Raw genomic sequence first — 22337 nt, forward strand, 5'->3', positions numbered from 1 at the left:
ACCATTCCCTGGTCCTCGGCGTAAACACCAGTATCAGTACAGGAGCTACAAACCATGGTCAGACTTATCTTTGCCGCCCTTATCACGCTGTCGGTTGGTTCGGTCCACGCCGCTGAACCGGCGTCGTCCTGCCTGGCCTTCCTCGACCACGAACTGCGCAAGCTTCACTCCCGGGACAACGTCAATCTGTGTGATGCGGCTGCGGGCAAGCCCATGCTGGTCGTGAATACCGCCAGTCGCTGCGGTTACACCGGCCAGTTCGAGGGCCTGGAAGCCTTGCACCGGAAGTATCAGGACCGGGGGCTGGTGGTTGTGGGTTTTGCCAGTGATGATTTTCGTCAGGAGGCGGACACCGAGGCCGAGGCCGCCAACGTCTGCTACAAGAACTTCGGGGTGACCTTCACCATGATTGCCCCGGGGCCGGTGACGGGTAGCGATGCCAACCCGGTGTTCCGGCACGTCAACGGTCAGAGTCAGGCGCCGCGGTGGAACTTTTTCAAATACGTGCTGGATCGTGATGGTCAGGTGGTCGAGGCATTTTCCAGCCGGGTAACACCGGACGACCCGGCGCTGATCCGGGCCGTTGAATCGGTGCTTTAAGAACCGCGGGTTTGCGCCAGGATGTCGAGCGCGTGACGGCGCTTGGCGGGGTCGTAAATGTCGACGGTGAACATCAGTTCGTCGACCTCCACGGAGGCAAGCAACTCATCAAGCTGTCGGTTAAGGGCATCGGCGTCGCCCAACAGCTGCAGTGCGAGGAAATCCTGGACACTCGCCTTTTCGCCGGCATTCCAGAGTCCGTCCATCGACTTCACCGGAGGGCGCATCCACAGTGGCTGCCCCCGGAACAGGGCCAGAATTCGCTGGTAACTCGTGGTGGCGAGCAGCCTGGCTTCCTCAACCGAGTCGGCGGGAATCGCCGGAACCGCCAGCATGGCGTAGGGCTCGGCCAGTTGCTCGGAAGGCCGGAAGTTGTCCCGGTATACCCGCAGGGCTTCCCTGTAGAGTCGAGGGGCGAAATGGCCGGCAAAGGCGTAGGGCAGGCCGCGCAAGGCGGCAAGCTGGGCGCTGTACAGGCTTGAACCCAGGAGCCAGATCGGGACCCGGGTGCCGGCGCCGGGTATGGCCTTCACCGGCTGGCCGGGTTGCAGTGGTCCAAGTAACTGCTGGAGCCGGGCAACGTCCTCGGGAAATTGCTCCGCGCCCAGGCCATCCCGCCGCAGAGCCCGAGCCGTGACCGGGTCGGTTCCGGGGGCGCGGCCCAGGCCCAGATCAATGCGGCCGGGGTACAGGCTTGCCAGCGTTCCGAACTGTTCGGCAATCACCAGCGGCGGGTGGTTCGGCAGCATCACACCGCCGGACCCCACCCGCAGGGTGTCGGTTTTGCCGGCGATGTGTCCGATCAGTACCGAGGTCGCGGAGCTGCTGATCCCTTCCATGTTGTGATGCTCCGCCAGCCAGAAACGGCTAAAGCCCAGGCGCTCGGCGTGTTGGGCGTAGGCCACACTGTTGGCCAGCGTGACGCTGACAGAATCGCCCTCACGGACGGAAGCGAGTTCTAACAGTGAATAGTCGGGTCGGTTGGGCATGGGGCTCCGGATTGGTTGGCGTGGTCGGTGAGTCAGAGATCCACGACGACCGGCGGGTTCAATGGTTTGAAACTGCCGGTACAGGTGCTGGCGTTAACATACAGGCAATCGCCGATCTGTTGCTGTCCGTGGTCTTCGTGAATGTGACCAAAAACATGGAGCCGGAGGGAGAGGGTTTCAACCTTTTGGGCGAGGTCGTCGCAGCCGGGGCGCACTGTGCCGGTGGGTGAAATGATCCGATCGAGTATTCCGGCCGGTGGGCCGTGGGTAATCAGCACGTCGGTATCCTCGGGAATCCGGGCCCATCGCTCGGCAATCGCCGGGCCTCGTTCAAGGTTAAACGCCCAGTTGAAGAACACCGGCGTCCAGGGGCTGCCCCAGAACTTCAGTCCCTCCAGCTCAAGCGGGCTGTCCTGGAGGTAGTGGGCGTGCCGGACCAGTGCCCGTGCGTCGGCGGGTTCGTCCTGGAAACACCAGTCATGGTTGCCGGCAATCAGAATCTTGTGACGGTGGGGTTGCTCCGAGAACCATCGATCCAGGTCCTCCAGTTCGTCCAGGGTGCCAACCCCGAGACAGTCTCCGGCGTGGATCAGCAGATCCCCTTCAGGCACTTCAATCTGTCGGTGCATGCCGTGGGTGTCGGAAATACAGACAATTCTCATGGTTCGGTGCGTCCTGACTGACAATGGCGATTCGGTCGGGCAATCCAAGGTATTCTAAGATAGCATCTGCCGCCCCAGACCCGTCCATGCATTTATGGTGACCCGATGCGCCTGATCCTGAGTCGTAAAGGTTTTGATTCCTCCGCCGGGGGCTGTCCCAGCCCGGTACTTCCGGACGATTCGCTGTGTGTGCTGCCGATTCCGGATGACCAGTCGCGGATCCGTTATGACCAAGTCCGTTTCGGCGGGCGCCGGTTGGGCAAGCTGGCCCGGGATCTCAGCGGCGGTCGCGTGCGTGGCGGTGACGGCGCCCACCTGGATCCGGACCTTCTTGCCGGAGCCTATCCCCGGGAAGCAGGGTGGCGACCGGTGCTGGGACAGACGGGGTCGGCCCAGGGCCACTTGCGCAATCAGGGCGTTACCGCCGGTGATCTGTTCCTGTTTTTCGGCGTCTTTCGCCGTGCCGAGCTCAGACAGCGACGCTGGCGGTTTGTGCCGGGGTCACGGCCGTTCCATGTGCTCTGGGGCTGGCTACACATTGCCGAGGTGGTGGCGATTGACGAGCTGGCCGACGGGGCGTTGTCCTGGGCCCGTTATCATCCGCATTTCCATGGCCAGCCTGATGCGGGCAATACCCTGTACCTGGCCAGCGATGGATTCCGGTTGCCCGATCAGCGGTCGGTGTTTCCCGGCAGTGGGGTGTTTACCCGGTTTGATGAGCAACTGATGCTGAGCGATCCGGAGGGTCGCCTGCCAACCCAGTGGCGCCTGCCAGCCGGTTTCTACCCGGGCGAGGACCGGACGCCGCTGAGTTACCACGCCAGAGCCGATCGCTGGCGCCTGGCTCCGCCGTGGTCCTACCTGAAGGGCGCAGCCCGGGGGCAAGAGTTTGTGCTGGACCTGACAGCGTATCCCGAGCTGGAACCCTGGCTGGACACGCTGCTCAGAACTGGCCGTGGCGACCGGCCCCGTCCTTGAATTTTCGGGCACCGGCAATGGCTTCCTCGAAAACCACGGGGTAACCCGCCGCGCCCTCTGTGGCAAATGCGTCGCGGGTGCTCAGGTCCCACTGTCGGATGGCTGAGGCGCGATCGGCCCGCAGGCAGCGTTGTGGGAAACCAGCGATGGTTCTGGCCAGTTCCAGCGCTGCTTCCAGGGCGGTGCCGTCCGGGACCAGCCGGTTGGCCAGACCCATGGTGAGGGCTTCATCGGCATGGACCGGCCGGCCGGTGAGTATCATGTCCATGGCATGGCCATGCCCGACGATCCGGGGCAGGCGGACAGTGCCGCCATCAATCAGAGGCACGCCCCAACGTCGGCAGAACACGCCAAAGACGGCAGAGCTTTCCGTTACGCGCATGTCACACATCAGAGCCAGTTCCAGGCCACCGGCCACCGCATAGCCGGAGACAGCGGCGATGACCGGCTTAGAGAGCTGCATCCGGGTGGGGCCCATGGGGCCGTGACCGGTGCCATGGGGGTCAATCTCGTTACGTCGGTCCGGGTCGTCGAGGGCCGTCAGGTCCGCGCCGGCGCAGAAGTTCCCGCCGGCTCCAGTCAGGATGGCGACTTTCACGGCCTCATTTTCCTCACATTCCGTAAAGGCGCGACGCAGCGCGTTGGCGGTTGGCCGATCCACCGCATTACGTTGATTCGGGCGATTCAGGGTGATGGTCAGGATACCGTCGGTCAGTGACGTGAGAACGGGCTGCTCGGTCATGGTGAGTGTCCTGTGCGTCTTTTGCAGGGAAGCGACGTATTCATTGTATGATGGGTGAATCGGACTCACCCAGTATCGTGAGCATAACCCATTTAGCGGACATCGTCGGAGGCCGGGAAATGCAGCCCAGCGGGTTTTACGAGAACGACACCACGCTTGCCCAATACTCGGAGTTTCATTTCGGTGAGCGGTGGCACGGTGAGCCCAGTTTTCCAAAGGAGCTGGCCGACGTTGCCATCGATGCCATGGATGGTCGCACTTTCGGGCGGGCGCTGGATATCGGCTGCGCCTGTGGCCGAACCAGTTTTGAACTGGCTCGGCGGTTTGATCACGTTGATGGCATCGATTTCTCGTCCACCTTCATTGCCAGGTGCGTTGAAATGGCCGAACACAAACGGATTCGCTACGCCCGTCCAGAGGAAGGCGAGCTGGTGAGCTACCACGAGCGTACGCTGTCGGAACTGGACCTCGAACAGACGGCGGACAAGGTGGCGTTCCACCAGGGCGATGCCTGTAACCTGGAGCCGAGGTTTACCGGCTATGACCTGATCCTGGCGGGCAACCTGATCGACCGGCTGTACCAGCCGTCAAAATTCCTCACCACAATTCATGAACGCATCAATGACGATGGCCTGCTGGTCATTGCCTCACCCTACACCTGGCTCGAAGAATACACCCCCAGGGAAGCCTGGGTGGGCGGTTTCATGAAGAATGGCGAGGAGTACACCACCCTGGACGGCCTGAGGGACATGTTGGCCCCCCACTTCCGCCAGCTGGGTGAGCCGCGGAGCCTGCCGTTCGTGATCCGGGAGACCCGCAACAAATTCCAGCACAGTTTTTCCGAACTCACAGTCTGGCAGAAAACCGCAACCTGAGTGCCGTGAACGCTGGCTATTTCCTGCCGAAGCCCTTGCCCTTCAGGAAGTCTTTCATGTGCGGGCGCAGCTTGGTGGTGAACAACGGCTTGAGCTGCTCGGACCAGGTGGTGTCCTTGTTGCCGCCGGTGCGTTCCCGGTAGTAGTCGTTCATGGTGGTGTCGAACGACTCGACCTGCTGTTGGTCCTGCCCGTCCTGGTAGTAGTCCTCCTTGAGGATGGTTTCTACCGGCAGCCGGGGTTTGACCTCGGGGTCCTGATCCGGATAGCCCAGGCACAGGCCGAACACCGGGTAAACATGGTCTGGCAGTCGCAGGATGCTGCTGATCTCGGCCGGGTTGTTGCGAATGCCGCCGATATAACACAGCCCCAGCCCTTCCGATTCCGCTGCAATGGCCACGTTCTGGGCCATCAGCGCGGTGTCCACGCTGGCGACCACCAATTGCTCGGTGGTACCACGGACGACGTCGGCGCCGGCCCGCTCTGCGGCTTCCGTCGAGCGCTTCATGTCGGCACAGAACACCAGGAAGTCAGAACAGTCCGCAATGTAGGCCTGGCCACCGGCCAGTTCTGCAATCTTCGTGCGGTTTTCGGGATTGACCACGTGAATCACCGAGTAAGCCTGCACATGGTTGGACGTGGCCGCACTCTGCCCGGCCCGGATCAACTCGAGCAACAGCTCGCGGGGAATTTTCCGGTCGGTGAACTTGCGGATGGAGCGGTGGGATTTCAGGAGGTCAATCGTGGCGTTCATGGGGTCTCGCTGTCGGTGGCTCTCGTTTAGCATACGAACGATACTGGAATCAGAGCCTTCGTGTCTTGGTGTGTGGGCAAACGTGATGACAACAATACTACCAAGGACTGCGAATCAGAGAAGTCCGGGCGTGGGCAAAGCTGATATGGTGAAACGCGAGGGGATCTGCTCCCGGTTGCGGTTGGTCCCGATGGGAACAGGATAACGCTTGATGGAGGAAGGCGATGCGGCACCAGTACTCGTTTATGCTCGGGGACCGGACATGGCAGTTCCGGAACCTGGCGGACCTGATGGCCAAGGCCACCCCGGCCCGCTCCGGCGATCGCCTGGCGGGCGTTATTGCCGGGTCTGACGAAGAGCGTGTCGTGGCCCAGATGAAGCTGGCGGAGCTTCCGCTGAAGGTTTTCCTGTCGGAGGCCCTGGTGCCTTACGAGGCCGACGAAGTCACCCGGCTGATCCTGGATGAGCACGATGCCGGCGCGTTCAGTGTGATCTCCCATCTCACCGTAGGCGACTTCAGGAACTGGCTGCTTGGTGATCACGCCACGCCCGAGGCCCTGGCGGCACTGAGGCCGGGCCTGACCCCGGAAATGGTCGCGGCGGTGAGCAAACTGATGCGCAACCAGGACCTGATTCTGGTGGCCCGAAAGTGCCGGGTCGAGACCGCGTTTCGCAACACCATCGGCTTGGTCGGACGGCTCTCCACGCGTCTGCAGCCCAACCACCCCACCGACGATATCACCGGGATTGCCGCCAGCATCCTCGATGGCCTGCTCTATGGCAGTGGCGACGCGGTGATTGGCATCAACCCGGCTACCGATAATGTTGCCCAGGCCACCCGACTGATGCAGCTGGTGGACGAGGTGATTGGCAAATACGAGATTCCCACCCAGTCCTGCGTCCTGACCCACGTGACCAATACCCTAGAAGCCATGGACCGGGGCGCGCCGGTCGATCTGGTTTTCCAGTCGATCGGGGGCACCGAGGCGACCAACCGAAGTTTCGGGTTCAGCCTGGCGACCCTGAACGAGGCCCGCGATGCGGCCCTTGCCCTGAAACGGGGTACGGTCGGGCAGAACGTCATGTACTTTGAAACCGGGCAGGGTAGTGCCCTGTCGGCGGATGCCCACCACGGACTGGACCAGCAAACCTGCGAGGCCCGGGCCTATGCCGTTGCCCGGAAATTTGACCCGCTGTTGGTGAATACCGTGGTCGGGTTCATCGGGCCCGAATACCTGTTTGATGGCAAGGAGATTATCCGCGCCGGGTTGGAAGATCACTTTTGTGGCAAGCTTCTGGGGCTGCCCATGGGCTGCGACATCTGCTACACCAATCACGCCGAGGCGGACCAGAATGACATGGATAACCTGCTGACGCTGCTTGGGGTGGCAGGCTGCAGCTTCATCATGGGCATTCCCGGTTCCGATGACATCATGCTCAACTATCAGACCACCTCCTTTCACGATGCGCTCTACGCCCGTCGGGTGCTGGACCTGAAACCGGCGCCGGAATTCGAGGCCTGGCTGGAACGCATGAACATCTTCGCGGATACCTCTCGGTACGAGCCCAGCGTCGTGTTTCCCGAGGTCTTCCGGGACAGCCTGAAGCGTTTGCCCGAAGGAGGTGGGGAATGACTGATTCGCGGAACGACCTGGTGATCGATAATGCCTGGCGGCGCCTGCGGCACTTCACCGATGCCCGGATTGGGCTTGGGCGGGCGGGTATCAGCCTGCCTACCTCGGAATTGCTGCAGTTCCAGTTGGCCCATGCCCGGGCGCGGGATGCGGTGCACCTGCCTCTGGATGTTCCCCGGCTGCTTGCAGACCTGGACAAGTCGGATCTTGGCGCAGTGGCAGCCACGCCGTTGGTGGTGCACAGCGAGGCGGAGGATCGTGTCACCTATCTGCAGCGGCCGGATCTGGGCCGGCGATTATCGAAGGCCGGGCGCGCGAGCGTGCGGGCGGGGAAGAGCACCGAACCCTACGACCTGGCGTTGGTGATTGTCGATGGCCTGTCCTCCTTCGGTGTGCAGAACAATGCGGTGGCCCTGGTGAAGCAGTTGCTCACTGATCTGAACCGGGATGATCGTGCTTGGCAGCTGGCGCCGCTGACGGTGGTGCAGCAGGGGCGCGTTGCCATCGGCGATGAGGTTGGCGCGTTGCTGAATGCCCGCATGGTCGCGGTGCTGATTGGTGAACGCCCCGGTCTCAGTTCGCCGGACAGCCTGGGCGTGTACCTGACCTTTGGGCCCGAGGCAGGTTTGACAGATGCCCGCCGGAACTGCATTTCCAACATCAGGCCCGCCGGCCTGGGTATTGGCGAAGCCAGCCAGCGACTGTTCTATCTGATCCGTGAAGCCGACCGGCTGAAGCTCTCCGGCGTTGGCCTGAAGGACCGGACGGAGGATGCAACGATTGAGGGCCTGGGAAGCGGCCACAACTTTCTGGCTAACTGATACGGGAGCCGGCGGTGTTGCCCTAGAAACGCAGTCCTTCCACTTGGCGGCGTTGCCGATAATGGGTGAGCGCGACGTTGGTGGCGGCCAGAACAACGAATAGCGCGATGCCCTTGGGTACCATGGCGTGAATGTCGGGATTGGGCGCGGTGACGGCAGTGACCAGGATCAGTCCGAGGGAGTTACGGGCCAGCCGAACCGCCAGCATGGCACAGAGGAAGCCTGACTGGACAGCAGACTCGGCCGAGCGCAGGCAGCGTCCGAAGGCGGGCATCAGGTGGACGGTGTTCAAGAGAAGCAGGGTAAAAATAACGATTTGGGCGATACTGAATAACGTCATGACGAGTAAATACCGATAACAATAATTGCTGGAAAAACGAGCGGCATTATCCCCGATTGGTTACTTTTAATCCAGTTTGCGTTGGGCGTCCCTGCCCGCGCCTTATTCAATAGCTGTGGCTCAGCAAGTAGTGGTAGTCGGTCTTGTAACGCTGCCAGGTCAGGGCCTGGTTGCGGTGATCGACCAATCCGGCGGCGTTGAACGCCTCAACGAATGCCCAGGTTTCGCCGGTGTCGGTATGGCCCTCGAAACCGTCCTCCCAGTCGATCAGCTGAATCAGGTCCAGCAGTATGGTCATGGCCAGCGCGCCGTTGGCGTCTTCCAGGTACCGGTAGGCAAGCGCGTAGTGCTCGAACCGGTAATCGGCAGGCCCGGCATCAAGCAGGGTGGCATCGTCGAGGGGATCGTAATCATAGTGTTGGTAGGGCGATGCCATGGGCTCGCCGGCAACGACCGCGGCCTGGCCTTCGGCAAACCAGTACGGCAGAAGGGGGTGCCGGGCGTCGTACCGGCTCAGGTTCTCCTGGACAAAGTGGGACAGCTGATGGCTGATGATCTGTCCCGTTTTGTAGGGCCACTGGCGATGGTGGGGACTGATGCTGACGGCGGACACCGAGGCTTCGGCAAAGTCATCGGGCAAAACCGACTCGGTCAGGCAGCCGAGAATCTGGTGCGGATAGGGCACGGCTGCGCTCCGGTCTTCCACGAACTCCTGCCAACGCAGCTGGTAGTGACCCAGTACGCCATCAATGTGACGTTCCAGTTCCGTCGCGGCGGCCCGGAAATCGGTTTCGCTGTAGGCCGGCGAGCCATAGACGCGGACCCGGCCGCTGTCGCTTTCAAAGTACAGGGGTTCGTCGATGCACGCCTCGGCATGGGTGTCCAGATCCCAGTCCGAATCCGGGAAGTGGTCGCCGGTATCCCGGGCGTCGAAGAAAAATCCCGGGGTGGAATGCGAGTAGTCATCCGAATGATCGTGACCTGACGATACGCTGACTTTGCACCCGGCCAAGATAACCGGAATCAACGCCAGCAGCGCGCCTTTGCATGCCCTCATAAGCCACCTCTCATGTGTTGTTGTTAGTGTTTATGGTTGCAAAGCTCGCTGCAAAACACTGTCAACACGATGTAAAGGTCAGGTAAATCCGGTTTCAGGTGCCCCGTCCATAATGGTTGGGCGGCCCCTATCAAGAGTTGCCGGACCGAAAACCAAAAACTATTGCTTCGGTTAGAAAAAGCAAATAGTGGCCACCGGGAACTGCTGCTACAACTGATTATACATAGTCGGGCAAAGCCCCTGTGTTTGGATGCTCCCAACCACAAAAAAGGTGAGTTGGCCTTCTGGATCGTGAACTTGGTCTATCTTGGATAGAGCCTTAAACAACACTGCACAACCGGAGAGAGTTATGAGCTCAACAACGAATCAACCGGGCGCTGGTAAATGCCCGGTCATGCACGGCGCCATGACGAAGATGGACAGCGCCGGCACGTCCGTTCGGGACTGGTGGCCAAATCAGCTGAACCTGAACATCCTTCACCAGCACTCGCCCAGGTCCAACCCGCTGGGCGAAGATTTCAATTACGCTGAAGAATTCAAAAAGCTGGATCTGGCCGCGGTGAAGAAAGACCTGGCCGATCTGATGACCGATTCCAAGGACTGGTGGCCGGCCGACTACGGCCACTACGGCGCCTTTTTCATCCGGATGACCTGGCACAGCGCCGGCACCTACCGGATGGGAGATGGCCGGGGCGGTGCCGCGACCGGCAACCAGCGTTTTGCCCCGATCAACAGCTGGCCGGATAACGGCAACCTGGATAAGGCCCGGCGCCTGCTCTGGCCGATCAAACAGAAGTACGGCAACAAGCTCTCCTGGGCCGACCTGTTTATCCTGACCGGTAACGTCGCCATGGAAACCATGGGCTTCAAGACCTTTGGCTTCGGTGGTGGCCGCGAAGACATCTACCAGCCGGAAGAAGACATCTACTGGGGCGCGGAGGAAGAATGGCTCGCCACCAGTGACAAGCCCCACAGCCGTTACTCCGGTGACCGGGACCTGGAAAACCCGCTGGCAGCTGTCCAGATGGGTCTGATCTACGTGAACCCGGAAGGCCCGGATGGCAACCCGGATCCATTGGCGTCGGCCAAGGATATCCGTGAAACCTTCGCGCGCATGGCAATGGACGACTATGAGACGGTTGCCCTGACCGCCGGGGGCCACACCTTCGGCAAGACCCACGGTGCCGGCGATCCGGACAACGTGGGGCCGGAACCGGAAGCTGCGCCGATTGAAGAGATGGGTCTCGGCTGGAGAAACAGCCATGGTAGTGGCAAGGGTCGTGACGCCATCACCAGTGGTCTGGAAGGAGCCTGGACCGCCAACCCGACCACCTGGGACATGGGCTACTTTGATGTCCTGTTCAAGTACGACTGGGAGCTGACCAAGAGCCCGGCCGGTGCCAACCAGTGGAAACCCGTTGGCCTGACCGAGAGCGACATGGCGCCGGATCCCGAGGATCCGTCCAAGAAAGTACCGATCATGATGTCCACTGCGGACATGGCGATGAAGATGGATCCGGATTACCGCAAGATCTCGGAGCATTTCCACAAGAATCCGGAAGAGTTTGCCGATGCCTTTGCCCGTGCCTGGTTCAAACTGACCCACCGGGACATGGGCCCGAAAGTGCGGTATCTCGGCCCGGAAGTGCCGGCAGAGGATCTGATCTGGCAGGACCCGGTGCCTGAGGTGGATCATGAGCTGATCAATGCTCAGGACATCGCTGACCTTAAAGGCAAGCTCCTGGATTCCGGTCTGTCCACCTCCGAGCTGGTCTACACCGCCTGGTCTTCCGCATCGACCTATCGCGGTTCCGACATGCGTGGCGGCGCGAACGGCGCACGCATTCGCCTGGCCCCGCAGAAGGACTGGGAAGCCAACCAGCCACAGCAGCTGGCCAAGGTCTTGCAGACCCTGGAAGGCATCCAGAAAGACTTCAACGCTGCGCAGTCCGGCAACAAGAAAGTGTCGTTGGCGGACCTGATTGTCCTCGGTGGTAATGCGGCGGTCGAAAAGGCGGCAAAAGACGCTGGCCACAGTGTGCTGGTCGACTTCGCACCGGGCAGAACCGACGCCACCGACGATCAGACCGATGCCGAGTCGTTCGAGCCGCTGAAGCCGGAAGCGGATGGTTTCCGCAACTACCGTCGCGCACGCTTCACCGTGTCCGACGAGGAAATGCTGGTGGACCGGGCCCAACTACTTGGCCTGAGCGCACCGGAGATGACCGTTCTGGTGGGAGGTTTGCGGGTGTTGGACGCCAACTACCAGCAGAGCAAACACGGTGTCTTCACCAAGACCCCGGGCAAGCTCACGAACGATTTTTTCGTGAACCTGACTGATCTGGACACCGAGTGGAAGCCAACGTCGGATGACGCTGACGTCTTCGAAGGCAAGGATCGGAAGACCGGTGATGTGAAGTGGACCGGAACCCGGGTCGACCTGATCTTCGGCTCCAACTCGCAGTTGCGTGCCATTGCCGAGGTGTATGCCCAGGACGACGCCAAAGAGAAGTTCGTGAAGGACTTTATCGCCGCCTGGAACAAGGTGATGAACGCGGATCGGTTCGACCTGAGCTGATCTTCCGCGAAACGAAAGCCCGGCAGGGAGTGATCCCTCGCCGGGCTTTTTTCGCACTGACGGACGTCAGGCGGGTGGCGAACAGCTCGCCGCTGGCAGGAAATTTATCCAGCTCTTGATCAGTTCAACCCCTTCCTGATGCACCACGGACCGCCCAAGCTCCGGCATCCGGTGTCTGTTGTCATTGGTTGAGACCCGGAACAGCAGATAGGAATCGTCGGCGTCCTGGGGGACTACATCCGCGGAATAATCCGGATGCCCACCCGCTACCGGCGTTTTGCAGGTACCGAACTTTCCGGGATCGTCGGCGTACGCGCGGTTGTATTCCACCTGTAACCCGCTTCCGCCGGCCGCCCCGGCATAGTTTTCCGGCAGCGTCAGACCGGATCTATGACAATGGGCACAGTTAATATCCAGGTAGGCCTTCGCCGTATCCATCAACTGTTCGTCATTGAGCGCGCTGACCGTGGTCAGATCGTTGAACACCGGCGCCTTGGTCACGGACTGCATGTCAGCGGGCAGTCCCGTCAGGATGCCGCCCTCGGCCCAGTAGGCGAGCTGGTTGTAGACCGTGCCGGCGTAATCATAGTCGTGGTTGAGGTACCTGGCCTTGGGACCAATGGGCAGGAAAATGGGTTCCCGTTTGTCATTGGCGTCCTGGAGAACGGGCACAACCGAGTGACACGACGTGCAGTCGGACGCGGTGGGTACCGAGTAAGTGAAGGCGATCTCCGCGCCGTTGTGATTGGTGGTCATATCCGGTATCGATTTCCCGCTGATGGCCAGGGTTGCGTCCTCGCTGCTTGACCAGTAATAGGGAATGGCCACCCAGCCGCTGTCACGGTGGATCAGCAGGCGGGTTTCGATCACCGTCTCGGCACCGTCCCGGAAGGCGGTGTTCTCCGGCAGCGCGAAGGTTTTGGTGATCACCGTACCCACGGGAAAGTCCAGAACTTCGTTCTCGGTATAGGAGGCTGTTTTGCCCTCCGGAATGAACACAAACCGGTACTTGGAGGTGTAATCGGTGAACAGGGCCGTCGACAGATCGTAGGGAACGCCACCGGTTGAAGGGTTGGCGGTTGGATCGGTCGGGTCCTGGAATAATCGGTAGTCGGACAGGTTTCGGCAGGTTTGGGTCATCAGGGCATCCCAGTTAACGCCCTGGGTATCCGCAGTGCAGTCCCCCTGTGTCCCGGATGGTGCGCCTGCCCCAGCATTCAGGGCCGAGCCTGAAGGGCCTGTTCCGGCATTGGTGGCGTTATCGGACCCACCACCGCCACCGCCGCAGGCCGATAAGGTCAGGGCGGCGGTCACACCAGTGAGCCAGTATTTGAAGGTGTTCTTGTTGGTTGTCATCGCACAGACTCTCGAACAGTGGCTTGCGTGAGGGCCGAACGGGGCGGCCCTCACGTCATCGGATGGATTGCTGGTCAGAGCGAACAGGCGTGCTCGGCGAGGTCATCGCCGGCGCAGCCGTAGATATTGTTCTTGAAGTTGACCGAGGCGGGTGGGAGCCGGTTCTGGACGCAGGCCAGGTAGGTGTTGTTGACCATTTGATCGATCAGCAGCTCGGGTAAGGCATTTCCGTCAGCATCGTAGTTAATTGCTCCTGCGTCGGGATCAAAGACCACGCCGGTATTCACTTCTTCATAGGCCGGCGCTGGGTTGCCGTTCACGTTGCTGTTCGCGCAGATCAGATCACCACTGGCGTAGGCGTCGTAGTCGACCCCGTCGGCCGCCGCTTCCGGGCCGACAAGGCCATCGAAACCAGCGATTATGCCTAAGTTGGAAAGACGCTCACCGAGTCCTCCATACAGAATCGCTGGCATGGTTTCCCCTAGTGCAAGATAGCCACCAATAATGTTTTGAATGAGTAAACCGCGTGGGTCCGCACCATTCCGGGCAATGGTGTTGTTGTGCATGTACACGTTCTTCACCAGTGGACTCCAGCCCCTGGTCATGGTGGCTCCGTAGTTGGCCGGATAGTTCGCCACATCGTCATCGGCCAGGAAATAGCTCGCGATGGCAATGGCCGTGGTTTCATTGTCGGTGATCTGGTTGTTGTAAATTTCGACGTCGCTGGCGGCATACACCAGGACACCGGTACCGGGAGGTACAATGCCCACGGCACCGCTGCCAACGTTTTCAGCGTTATTCGCGTAGACCGTGTTGTTGAAGATCCGGATGTTGCCGCCGTATGCCTGTTCCAGGCCTGGCAAATCAAATGCGAGAATCCCGCCCGTGTTGCCTGCCGCCAGATTGTTATAAACATCGGCCATGGTGGAGTTTTCAATTTCAATGCCGGCAACGTTGTTGATCGCGCTGTTATCCCGAATCACGATGTTGTTGGACTGCCCCACGTAAATACCCGCGTCCGCCGAGCCATAGGCGTAGTTGTTTTCCAGCAGCACGTTCTGGCTCTGCAGCGGATACAGGCCGTAGGCACCGTTGTCAGAGGCCAATTCGCCCTCCCACACGGTCGCGGTGTAGGTCATGTGAACGCCATTGGCGCTGATCGTCTTGATGCCGTTTTTGCGGGCTTCATACACCCCCAGATCCCGGATGGTGATGTCCGTGCCGCCCTCGAACCGGATGGCGTCGTCCCCGTCGGCGCCGGAGAAATCGAGGATCGTTTCATTGATGCCGTGACCCGTGAGAATCAGGCCACTGGCGCTGTTGATGGTAATCGTTTCTGCAACGGTGAAACGTCCCTTTGGCAACACCACAGTGGCATTATCGGGAACGTCGAACAGGGCAAGCAGAAGCGCCTCGGTAATGTCATCGCCGGGCTGGGCGTCCGGGGCAACAAAGATCGCATCTCCGGGAATCGCGAAGCCGGAGGTGGTTGCGATGGTTTTCTGGGATGAGGTTTCCGAGCTGGCCGATGCCGAAGCGCCGTCTTTGCCATCCTTGCCATCGTCTCCGCACCCTGAGATCAAAAGGCTGCCAGACAACACAGCGACCGAAAGCAGGCCTTTACGGCCAGGCAATGTCCACATAGTTAACTCCCTACGGTTTTTGTTTGTATTTTTTGGGCGCTATTAGCCACCAGCATGACGCTAAACCGGCCTTGGGGATTGAGCCAGAGAATAGGGTGGTCGAATCGTTGAAGGCGTTGTGCAAACCGTGAAATGCCCCGAAAACAGAGGGCTGGAGAAGGATGGCGGGCGTCTGGAGAACGCTGTGCGAATCGTGCAATTGCAGATTTTGATCAGCGCGTTTGGCGATGTCCGTCGGACGTGAGGCGGGTGAGAAGAGCCAAAGAAGAGAAGGCCAGCCGTTTCCAGCTGGCCTGCTGGGGCTACTGCATGCCCTTGCTGATGAAGTCTTCGACCACATTCGACATGTCGAAGGACTTTCCGCCCTGCACCGGCGGATACTCAGCCAGCGTCTTCAGGTGCTGGCCCATCAGTTCGCCCATGGGCTGAATCAGCCAGGAGACCTTCTGCATCAGGTGCCCGTATGCGTCGGGGCTGTCGTAACTTTCGAAGGGGTCCATCCGTATATTGAACACCAGCGGTACTGTGCGAGGAACCAGGTTGGCGTAATAGTCCTCTTTGGTGGAGAAGTGGAATTTCCACGGCCCCATGCGTACGGCGGTCAGCTTGGACTCGTAATAGTGGAAGATGTGATCACGCGCGGAGTTATCGGTGTCACCCTTCCAGTAGGGGAGGTTATTCACTCCGTCGATGTACTGTTCCTTCTCCTCCATCATCCGTTCGGCCACATCATCCACACCTGCGGCAGCCGCAAGACTGGTGAACATGTCCTGATGCCCCTGGATTCCATTCAGCTTCTGACCGGGCTCGATAACGCCGGGCCAGCGAATCATGGAGGGCACTCGGATGCCGCCCTCGTAAGTGGTCATCTTCTCGCCCCGGAAGGGCGTGGTGGCGCCATGAGGCCAGGAGGTATGTTCCGGGCCGTTGTCGGTGGAGTACCAGATGATGGTGTTTTCATCCAGACCGTTCTGTTTCAGGAAGTCGAGGACGAGCCCGATGTCGTGATCATGCTGGAGCATGCCGGAACCGTGATAGTCGGCTTCCGAGGTATACTCTTCAGCGGCGTAGCGCCACTCATCGTTCAGCCGGGTATACAGGTGCATCCGGCTGGTATTCAGCCAGACGAAAAAGGGTTTGCCCTCTTCCTGGGCGGTCTTCATGAAGTTTTCGGCTTTGGGAATCACTTCGCCCGCGTCGAAGTTTTTCATTCGCTCCTGGGTCAGTGGACCGGTGTCCTCAATCTTTTGCTTGCCCACTTTTCCGAAGCGGGGATCCACTGTCTCGTCCAACGTATCCGTTGCAAACGAATGGATCACACCGCGGGTGCCGAATTTCTTTTCGTAGGCTTCCAGGTCGCCTGAATAGGCTTCGCCGAAGCGCTGGTAGTCACGCTGTTCCGCCTCTTCCTGAGTGTTCAGGTGATAGAGATTGCCAAAGAATTCGTCAAACCCGTGGGCCGTCGGCAAGTGTTCGTTTCGGTCTCCCAGGTGATTCTTGCCGAAGTGCCCGGTCGCGTAGCCCTCGGCTTTCAGCACCTCGGCCAGGGAAGGCGATGCCTTCTGAAGCCCCAGTGCATCGCCGGGCTGGCCGACGGTGGTCATGCCGGAGCGAATCGGGTACTGGCCGGTGATGAAGGCCGCGCGGCCCGCCGTGCAGGAGGGCTGGGCGTAGTGATCGGTAAACCGGATCCCTTCCATGCCAATCCGGTCGATATTGGGGGTTCGGTAGCCCATGGTGCTTAAGCCATAGGCGCTGAGGTTCTGCCAGCCTATGTCGTCGCCCCAGATCACCAGGATGTTGGGGCGGTCAGACTGGGCGTGGGCGGCTCCTGCCCAGAGAAGGCTCAACGCCATGGCGACCAGGCAGGTCGCCAGAAGATGCCGAAAACGGGTGGGGTGGTTCATATGAGGCGCTCCATTAAATCCAATTTAACAGACTGATTGCGCGCTGCTCCTCGGTCGCCGGACTCCTTGCGCGGGGGCCTCGCGTCATACACGGTATGACTTTCGATAGATACGAGAATAGCAGCGAGTCGTATTACCGCCACCGAAACGGGTCGCTAGCGCAGATCCTTGCGCAGTATCTTGCCCACGTTGGATTTTGGAATCTCCTCAAGCCGGATGATCTCTTTCGGCACCTTGTAGGCGGCGAGGTTCGCCCGGCAGTGCTCGATGATTTGTCCAAGGTTGAAGTCCCCGGATCCGGACGGAGATACAAACAACCGCACCCGTTCTCCGGTTCTCTCATCCGGCACACCAACACAGGCGGCTTCGCCCACGCTGTCCAGTTCGCAGACCAGGCTTTCGATTTCGTTGGGATAGACGTTGAAACCGGAGACAATCAGCATGTCTTTCTTGCGGTCGACAATTTCAAACTGACCGTCTTCGTGCATCACCGCAACATCGCCGGTGCGAAAGTAGCCATCGTCGGTAAACGCTTCCCGGGTAGCCTCCTCCCGCTCCCAGTAACCTTTCATGATTTGAGGGCCCTTGGCGCAAAGTTCGCCGGCCTCGCCTGGCGGAAGCGGCTGGTCATCCGGGCCCAGTATCCTGACGTCCGTGGACGGGACGGGGTAGCCCACGGTCCCGCTGAACTGCTCGTTGCCAAACGGGTTCAGGGTGAGGATCGGGCTGGTTTCAGACAAGCCGAAGCCTTCCAGAATGTGACTGCCCGCCGCTGCCTTCCAGCGCTCCGAGGTGCTGGCGAAAATCTTGGAGCCGCCGCCAAAGGCGACCTTGCAGGCGGAGAAGTCAATGATCTTGAAATCCGGATGCTGGGTCATGCCGGCATAGAGGGTATTCACACCCCCGATCACGGAAAAGCGTGCATTCCAGATGGTTCGAATGAACGCACCCATATCCCGAGGATTGGGAATGAGGATGGCTTTGGCGCCGATCGCTGCATAGGCCACAAATACCATCAATCCGAAGATGTGGTACATGGGCAGGGCCAGCACCACGCATTCCTCGCCCGGCGCATTGGCATCCGGCACAAATGCCCGGAACTGAAGGGTATTGGCGATCAGGTTACGGTGGGTCAGTGTTGCCCCTTTTGACGGTCCCGTGGTTCCGCCGGTGTATTGCAGAAACAGCACATCCTCGCCCTTGATCTCCACCGGCTCCGGTTGCACGCCCCTGTACTTCGACAACAGGCTTTGCAGTGTGCGGTGTTGCCCCAGGTTCTCTGCAATACCGGGGCTGAGCAAATCGGCGCCCGAGCCATCGCCGGGACTGATGGTGATGGCCGACTCCAACGGTGTCTGGTCCCGGATTTCTGCCAGGGCGGGGGTGGCGCCCTCGAATATAAAGATGTGTCTGGCGCCGGAATCGTTGAGCTGGTGCGCCAGTTCCCGCGGGGTGTAGAGCGGATTTACGTTCACCTGCACGCCGCCGGCTTTCAGGATGCCGAGCATGACGATCGGGTAGGCAAACAGGTTGGGGCTCATCAGGGCGATGCGGTCGCCTTTTCGAACGCCCAGATCCTGCTGCAGGCTGACGGCAACGGCATCCGATAGACTGTCCAGTTCCCGGTAGCTCAATGTCATGCCAAAGCATTCGATGGCCTGATGGTCTGGGAATTGGGTCACCGCCTGCCGAAACAGGTCATTGATGGAGGCGAAAGCGTCGGGGTCAATTGAATGCGGTGTACCCTCTGGGTAATGTTCGAGCCAGGGTTGGGTCATCGTAAAATCCAGTGATTTTTTAATCGGTAATCGGTCGGTAAAACGGAAAATTAGGAAGGCGATCGGTAGCAGGCGATTATGATGGCGTGGCGGAGCGGCTAAAAATTTCGCTTTTCACGACAGATTTTTGTCAAATGAGGTCAGCGACTCACGCCTGGCCTTGGGGGACTGGCCAAACCAGCGCAGGCAGGCGCGGTTGAAAGAGCTTTGCTGGCGGTACCCCAACAGACCCGCCACCTGGCTCATGGCCATGCCGGGTTCGCGCAGGTAGTCGGAGGTCAGCTCTCGCCGGATGTCGTCCACCAGTTCCTCAAAGACCACGCCTTCTCGCTTCAGGGCGCGCTGCAGTGTGCGTTCGTGGAGCGCCAGATGCCGGGCGATCAGCGATATGGTGCAACGCTGTCCCATGGGCAGCAGTGTGATCACGAGCGAGCGCACGTTGGCGTTGAGGGAGGCAGAGGTTTGGGCGAGTGTCTGCCGGACATACTCTTCCATGACCTGACGAAGCGCCGAATCAGACTGGTCAATGGGCCGCTGCAGGTTGTCGGCTGAAAGGCAGAGGGCATTGCCGGGCCTGTTGAAATGCACCGGGCACTGGAAGATCGCACGGTAGCGGGCGGCGGGTGCCTGCATCGCATGGCGGAAACGTATCTGGATCGGGCGGAAGTCCGGGCCGGCGAGCACGCCGATCACCTTTGTCGCCAGTACCAGGCTCAACTCGACGGTCTGGTTTCGAATGGGTGCCTGCGCTACAGCGATATCAAAGTGCAGGGTGGCGGGCTTGCCGGGTTTCCCCGGTTCCAGTGCCAGGTGCACGCCCGGGCTGTGGTAGGCCATGTACTTGATGATGTGTCGGAGAGCCTGTTCGGTGTTTGAGGAGTTCTGGGCGATCACGGCGATAGGCCCCAGCACGCCCATGCCCTGCCGGAGGCCGACTCTGAGGCCAAAGTCCTTGCAGTCGAGTTCCTGCGCGGCCTGCTCCATCAGTTGAATCAGACTGCTGTAGGGCATCATCTGCTTCGGGTCGTTGATCAGATCCTCGCGCAGGTTGAACTGATTCAGCAGCGACTTCGGGTCGCCGCCCAGCTCCCGGATGGTCTCCGGGATGCCAGTCATGGCACTGGCACGGATCAGGGTGGTTCCAGTCATCGGTTTTCGCCTTCGGGGGCTGACAGGCTCATATAACAGGGTAGCGGGAATTTCGGAGGGCGACGTGCCAGGGCCATCTTTATTCCGGCTGGTCGGATTTATCTGTTAGCCTTGGGCTGTGCCTTCAAGGTGTTGAAAAGGACTTCATTGGATGCCCCGTGTTCTCGGTTTGGTTGTTATCTTCCTGGCGCTTTTGATGCCAGGTTTGGCTGTGTCTGAAAACTCGTCGGAACCGTCCATTGAGGACCGGGGCTATGCTGCCGAAGGCACCTGCGCCGGCTGTCACCAGAAAGAGCAGCACGCCTGGTCGGATTCCGACCACGCCTGGGCCATGCGCCCGGCCAGCAGCGCTTCGATCCTTGGCGACTTCGACGACCGGACCTTCAGCGATGGCGCTGTCACCGCCCGATTTTTCGAGCGTGATGGCAATTACTGGGTTGAGACAGAAGGTGAAGACGGCGAGGTCGGGGAGTTTCGGGTCGCCTACACCTTCGGCTATTTGCCCCTGCAACAATACCTGGTGGAATTTCCGGGCGGTCGCCTGCAGGCCTTGACCATCGCCTGGGATACCCGGAGCGTGGACGAAGGCGGGCAGCGCTGGTTTTCCCTGTATCCGGGGGAGCGTTTCGCGCCGGACGATGCCCTGCACTGGACCGGGCGTTACCAGAACTGGAACGCGATGTGCGCGGACTGCCATTCCACCTATCTCACATTGAACTACGACGCGGAAGCCGACCGCTTTGCCACCACCTGGCAGGAGCAGAATGTCGGTTGTCAGGGCTGTCACGGCCCCGGTCAGGACCACGTTGACTGGGCCGAAGGGAAGGATGGCCGGTCCGATGATGGTGAGTACGCCGGGGATAATGGCCTCAAGCTTGATTTCACGACCATGGACGGATCGCAGGTGGTCGAAACCTGTGCGTACTGCCACAGCCGCCGGCAGGGGCTGAAGGATGGACAGCATGCGCACGAGGCCTACCTGGACAAGGCCCTGCCGGCAACGCTTCGGCCCGACCTCTACCACGCCGATGGCCAGATACAGGGTGAGGTCTACGTGTATGGCTCCTTCATCCAGAGCAAGATGGCGGCCGCCGGGGTGGACTGCCTGGACTGTCACGACCCTCACACCACCGAGTTGCTTGTGGAGGGCAATGGTCTGTGCCTTCAGTGTCACAACACCTCGCCCCCCGAGCGTTTCCCCCAGCTGGACGCCGGCGACTACGATTCCCCGAGTCATCACCGGCACCCGGTGGATTCGGCGGGCGCACAATGTGTGAACTGCCATATGCCGGACAAGACCTACATGGTGGTGGATCCTCGCCGTGATCACAGTTTCCGGATTCCCCGTCCGGACCTGACTCTGTCGACGGGCAGCCCCAATGCCTGCAACGACTGCCACGATGACAAGAGTGCTGACTGGGCGGTGGCCGCCATTGACGACTGGTTCGAGTTGCCCCGTCGGCCTCCGCATTTCGCCGGTACCCTGAGCGCCTTCCGGCGGGCCGAAGCGGATGGTTTTCTACGCCTGGCCGCACTGATCCGGGATGGCGAGGCGCCGGCCATTGCCCGGGCCACGGCGGCGGAGCATCTGGGGAGCTTCGGACCGAGGGCGGGCTCCGCGCTTCGCAGTGGCTTGCTGGCGGATGACCCGCTGGTACAAGCCTATGCCGCCAACGGCGTGGCGCAATTGCCAGAGTCTGACCGGGTGAGCTGGCTGCGCAAACAGCTGGCGGAGGAGCAGCCGGTAGCCGTGCGGGATCAGGCGCTGCGGTCGCTGGCCGGTATCGACCTGTCAGCGTTTCCGGAGTCGGACCGGCCGCGGATCAAAGCCCTGAAAGCGGACTATGAGCAGCGGCTGTGGTCCCTGGCGACACTTCCCGGTAACCGGCTTAACCTCGCCTCCTACCTGCAGCGGGAGGGGCGTCCAGCCGAAGCCATGGCGCAGTACCAGCAGGCCCTGGCCATGGATCCCCTGTTTGTGCCGGCCCGGGTCAACCTGGCAACCCTGGCCAGCGAGCAGGGGCGGATGGGGCTGGCTGTTGAGGTGTTGGCGGAAGGGGCGGACCTTGAGGGGCTGCCTGATGCAGACCGGGGGCACATGGCCTACCTGCTGGCGCTTGCGCTGGTCGAAGGGAAGCGGCCAGCCGAAGCCCTCCCCCGGTTTCAGCAAGCCGGTGAGCTTAATCCGGACAACCCCCGGATTGCCTACAATCATGGTCTCGTTCTTGCGCAGATGGGCAAGGTGCCGGAGGCGGAGCAGGTTCTGGGCGAGGCCCTGGCGCGTCATCCTGAGGACCACGGGCTTCTGAACGCCATGATCTATCTGAAACTTCAGCAGGGACGTCTGCCAGAAGCGCTGGCGTACGCGCGTAAACTGAAGGCGGCACACCCGGATGATCAGCAGGTGGACCGGCTGATACGCGATCTCTCGGCTCGCGTTGGAGGCTGAAGGAAGGGCAATCGGAACTCCGGCA

At 60.6% G+C, this 22337-nt stretch carries 18 protein-coding genes; 7 read left to right on the forward strand and 11 right to left on the reverse strand.

What is annotated here, in order from left to right; all coding sequences use genetic code 11:
* Positions 1 to 54: 54 nt before the first annotated feature.
* Positions 55 to 600 (forward strand): glutathione peroxidase, encoded by a 546-nt coding sequence (locus KZO34_RS11915; RefSeq protein ID WP_219476675.1) that lies wholly within the window; start codon positions 55 to 57, stop codon positions 598 to 600.
* On the opposite strand, the gene KZO34_RS11920 is transcribed toward KZO34_RS11915, so the two are convergent.
* Together KZO34_RS11920 and KZO34_RS11925 are read right to left on the reverse strand one after the other, a co-directional pair.
* Positions 597 to 1589, reverse strand: a complete 993-nt coding sequence (locus KZO34_RS11920) for an LLM class flavin-dependent oxidoreductase (protein WP_219476677.1) — start codon at positions 1587 to 1589, stop codon at positions 597 to 599. The two genes, KZO34_RS11915 and KZO34_RS11920, sit on opposite strands and share 4 nt — an antisense overlap.
* A gap of 32 nt (positions 1590 to 1621) precedes the next feature.
* On the reverse strand, positions 1622 to 2251 hold the full coding sequence (locus KZO34_RS11925; protein WP_219476678.1) for a metallophosphatase domain-containing protein: 630 nt from the start codon (positions 2249 to 2251) through the stop codon (positions 1622 to 1624).
* A 105-nt stretch (positions 2252 to 2356) separates the two neighbouring features.
* Here KZO34_RS11925 and KZO34_RS11930 point away from each other — a divergent pair, with 105 nt between their 5' ends.
* Positions 2357 to 3229 (forward strand): Nmad3 family putative nucleotide modification protein, encoded by an 873-nt coding sequence (locus tag KZO34_RS11930; protein WP_219476680.1) that lies wholly within the window; start codon positions 2357 to 2359, stop codon positions 3227 to 3229.
* On the opposite strand, the gene KZO34_RS11935 is transcribed toward KZO34_RS11930, so the two are convergent.
* Positions 3195 to 3971, reverse strand: a complete 777-nt coding sequence (locus KZO34_RS11935; protein ID WP_219476682.1) for a crotonase/enoyl-CoA hydratase family protein — start codon at positions 3969 to 3971, stop codon at positions 3195 to 3197. The genes KZO34_RS11930 and KZO34_RS11935 overlap by 35 nt on opposite strands.
* Before the next feature lie 77 nt (positions 3972 to 4048).
* Between KZO34_RS11935 and KZO34_RS11940 the strand changes: the two genes are divergently transcribed.
* Entirely contained in the window at positions 4049 to 4846 is a 798-nt protein-coding gene (locus KZO34_RS11940) for a putative 4-mercaptohistidine N1-methyltransferase (RefSeq protein ID WP_308318811.1), read from the forward strand.
* Between the two features lie 16 nt (positions 4847 to 4862).
* Here the strand turns inward: KZO34_RS11940 and nfsA are convergent, their stop codons facing one another.
* Positions 4863 to 5600 (reverse strand): oxygen-insensitive NADPH nitroreductase, encoded by a 738-nt coding sequence (nfsA, locus tag KZO34_RS11945; protein ID WP_219476685.1) that lies wholly within the window; start codon positions 5598 to 5600, stop codon positions 4863 to 4865.
* 224 nt (positions 5601 to 5824) lie between these two features.
* Between nfsA and KZO34_RS11950 the strand changes: the two genes are divergently transcribed.
* On the forward strand, positions 5825 to 7234 hold the full coding sequence (locus KZO34_RS11950) for an ethanolamine ammonia-lyase subunit EutB (RefSeq protein ID WP_219476689.1): 1410 nt from the start codon (positions 5825 to 5827) through the stop codon (positions 7232 to 7234).
* Positions 7231 to 8055 carry an ethanolamine ammonia-lyase subunit EutC gene (gene eutC, locus KZO34_RS11955; protein WP_219476692.1) on the forward strand — a complete coding sequence of 275 codons (825 nt, stop codon included), beginning with the start codon at positions 7231 to 7233 and terminating at the stop codon, positions 8053 to 8055. The genes KZO34_RS11950 and eutC overlap by 4 nt, the downstream gene beginning before the upstream one ends.
* A gap of 22 nt (positions 8056 to 8077) precedes the next feature.
* Here eutC and KZO34_RS11960 read toward each other — a convergent pair whose 3' ends face one another.
* Entirely contained in the window at positions 8078 to 8395 is a 318-nt protein-coding gene (locus KZO34_RS11960; RefSeq protein ID WP_219476695.1) for a hypothetical protein, read from the reverse strand.
* 106 nt (positions 8396 to 8501) lie between these two features.
* Complete coding sequence (locus KZO34_RS11965; protein ID WP_219476697.1) at positions 8502 to 9452, reverse strand: hypothetical protein; 951 nt, start codon at positions 9450 to 9452, stop codon at positions 8502 to 8504.
* 349 nt (positions 9453 to 9801) lie between these two features.
* On the opposite strand from KZO34_RS11965, the gene katG reads away from it, so the two are divergent.
* On the forward strand, positions 9802 to 12030 hold the full coding sequence (gene katG / locus KZO34_RS11970; RefSeq protein WP_219476699.1) for a catalase/peroxidase HPI: 2229 nt from the start codon (positions 9802 to 9804) through the stop codon (positions 12028 to 12030).
* A 66-nt stretch (positions 12031 to 12096) separates the two neighbouring features.
* Here katG and KZO34_RS11975 read toward each other — a convergent pair whose 3' ends face one another.
* From KZO34_RS11975 to KZO34_RS11995, 5 genes are all read right to left on the reverse strand, one after another.
* Positions 12097 to 13386 (reverse strand): SO2930 family diheme c-type cytochrome, encoded by a 1290-nt coding sequence (locus KZO34_RS11975; RefSeq protein ID WP_219476702.1) that lies wholly within the window; start codon positions 13384 to 13386, stop codon positions 12097 to 12099.
* A 74-nt stretch (positions 13387 to 13460) separates the two neighbouring features.
* Positions 13461 to 15029: a parallel beta-helix domain-containing protein gene (locus tag KZO34_RS11980; protein ID WP_219476704.1), complete on the reverse strand. Its 1569-nt coding sequence runs from the start codon at positions 15027 to 15029 to the stop codon at positions 13461 to 13463.
* A 302-nt stretch (positions 15030 to 15331) separates the two neighbouring features.
* Positions 15332 to 16936 carry an arylsulfatase gene (locus tag KZO34_RS11985; RefSeq protein WP_257900268.1) on the reverse strand — a complete coding sequence of 535 codons (1605 nt, stop codon included), beginning with the start codon at positions 16934 to 16936 and terminating at the stop codon, positions 15332 to 15334.
* 155 nt (positions 16937 to 17091) lie between these two features.
* Complete coding sequence (locus KZO34_RS11990) at positions 17092 to 18714, reverse strand: AMP-binding protein (RefSeq protein ID WP_219476707.1); 1623 nt, start codon at positions 18712 to 18714, stop codon at positions 17092 to 17094.
* A 114-nt stretch (positions 18715 to 18828) separates the two neighbouring features.
* Entirely contained in the window at positions 18829 to 19863 is a 1035-nt protein-coding gene (locus tag KZO34_RS11995) for an AraC family transcriptional regulator (RefSeq protein ID WP_219476708.1), read from the reverse strand.
* A 151-nt stretch (positions 19864 to 20014) separates the two neighbouring features.
* On the opposite strand from KZO34_RS11995, the gene KZO34_RS12000 reads away from it, so the two are divergent.
* The gene (locus KZO34_RS12000) at positions 20015 to 22312 is read left to right on the forward strand and encodes a tetratricopeptide repeat protein (RefSeq protein WP_219476711.1); all 2298 of its coding nucleotides are present in this window, start codon (positions 20015 to 20017) and stop codon (positions 22310 to 22312) included.
* The last annotated feature ends 25 nt before the right edge of the window (positions 22313 to 22337 follow it).

The sequence above is a fragment of the Marinobacter sp. F4206 genome (genome assembly GCF_019392195.1).
Taxonomy (GTDB): Bacteria; Pseudomonadota; Gammaproteobacteria; order Pseudomonadales; family Oleiphilaceae; genus Marinobacter.

Bases quoted from the DNA above. Each gene is read 5' to 3' on its own strand.
- KZO34_RS11960 (WP_219476695.1), bottom strand. From the start codon at position 8,395: ATGACGTTATTCAGTATCGCCCAAATCGTTATTTTTACCCTGCTTCTC.
- KZO34_RS11930 (WP_219476680.1), top strand. From the start codon at position 2,357: ATGCGCCTGATCCTGAGTCGTAAAGGTTTTGATTCCTCCGCCGGGGGC.
- KZO34_RS11975 (WP_219476702.1), bottom strand. From the start codon at position 13,386: ATGACAACCAACAAGAACACCTTCAAATACTGGCTCACTGGTGTGACC.
- KZO34_RS11935 (WP_219476682.1), bottom strand. From the start codon at position 3,971: ATGACCGAGCAGCCCGTTCTCACGTCACTGACCGACGGTATCCTGACC.
- KZO34_RS11950 (WP_219476689.1), top strand. From the start codon at position 5,825: ATGCGGCACCAGTACTCGTTTATGCTCGGGGACCGGACATGGCAGTTC.
- KZO34_RS11965 (WP_219476697.1), bottom strand. From the start codon at position 9,452: ATGAGGGCATGCAAAGGCGCGCTGCTGGCGTTGATTCCGGTTATCTTG.
- KZO34_RS11925 (WP_219476678.1), bottom strand. From the start codon at position 2,251: ATGAGAATTGTCTGTATTTCCGACACCCACGGCATGCACCGACAGATT.
- KZO34_RS11920 (WP_219476677.1), bottom strand. From the start codon at position 1,589: ATGCCCAACCGACCCGACTATTCACTGTTAGAACTCGCTTCCGTCCGT.
- KZO34_RS11915 (WP_219476675.1), top strand. From the start codon at position 55: ATGGTCAGACTTATCTTTGCCGCCCTTATCACGCTGTCGGTTGGTTCG.
- KZO34_RS11985 (WP_257900268.1), bottom strand. From the start codon at position 16,936: ATGAACCACCCCACCCGTTTTCGGCATCTTCTGGCGACCTGCCTGGTC.
- eutC (WP_219476692.1), top strand. From the start codon at position 7,231: ATGACTGATTCGCGGAACGACCTGGTGATCGATAATGCCTGGCGGCGC.
- KZO34_RS11980 (WP_219476704.1), bottom strand. From the start codon at position 15,029: ATGTGGACATTGCCTGGCCGTAAAGGCCTGCTTTCGGTCGCTGTGTTG.
- KZO34_RS11990 (WP_219476707.1), bottom strand. From the start codon at position 18,714: ATGACCCAACCCTGGCTCGAACATTACCCAGAGGGTACACCGCATTCA.
- KZO34_RS12000 (WP_219476711.1), top strand. From the start codon at position 20,015: ATGCCCCGTGTTCTCGGTTTGGTTGTTATCTTCCTGGCGCTTTTGATG.
- KZO34_RS11995 (WP_219476708.1), bottom strand. From the start codon at position 19,863: ATGACTGGAACCACCCTGATCCGTGCCAGTGCCATGACTGGCATCCCG.
- katG (WP_219476699.1), top strand. From the start codon at position 9,802: ATGAGCTCAACAACGAATCAACCGGGCGCTGGTAAATGCCCGGTCATG.
- nfsA (WP_219476685.1), bottom strand. From the start codon at position 5,600: ATGAACGCCACGATTGACCTCCTGAAATCCCACCGCTCCATCCGCAAG.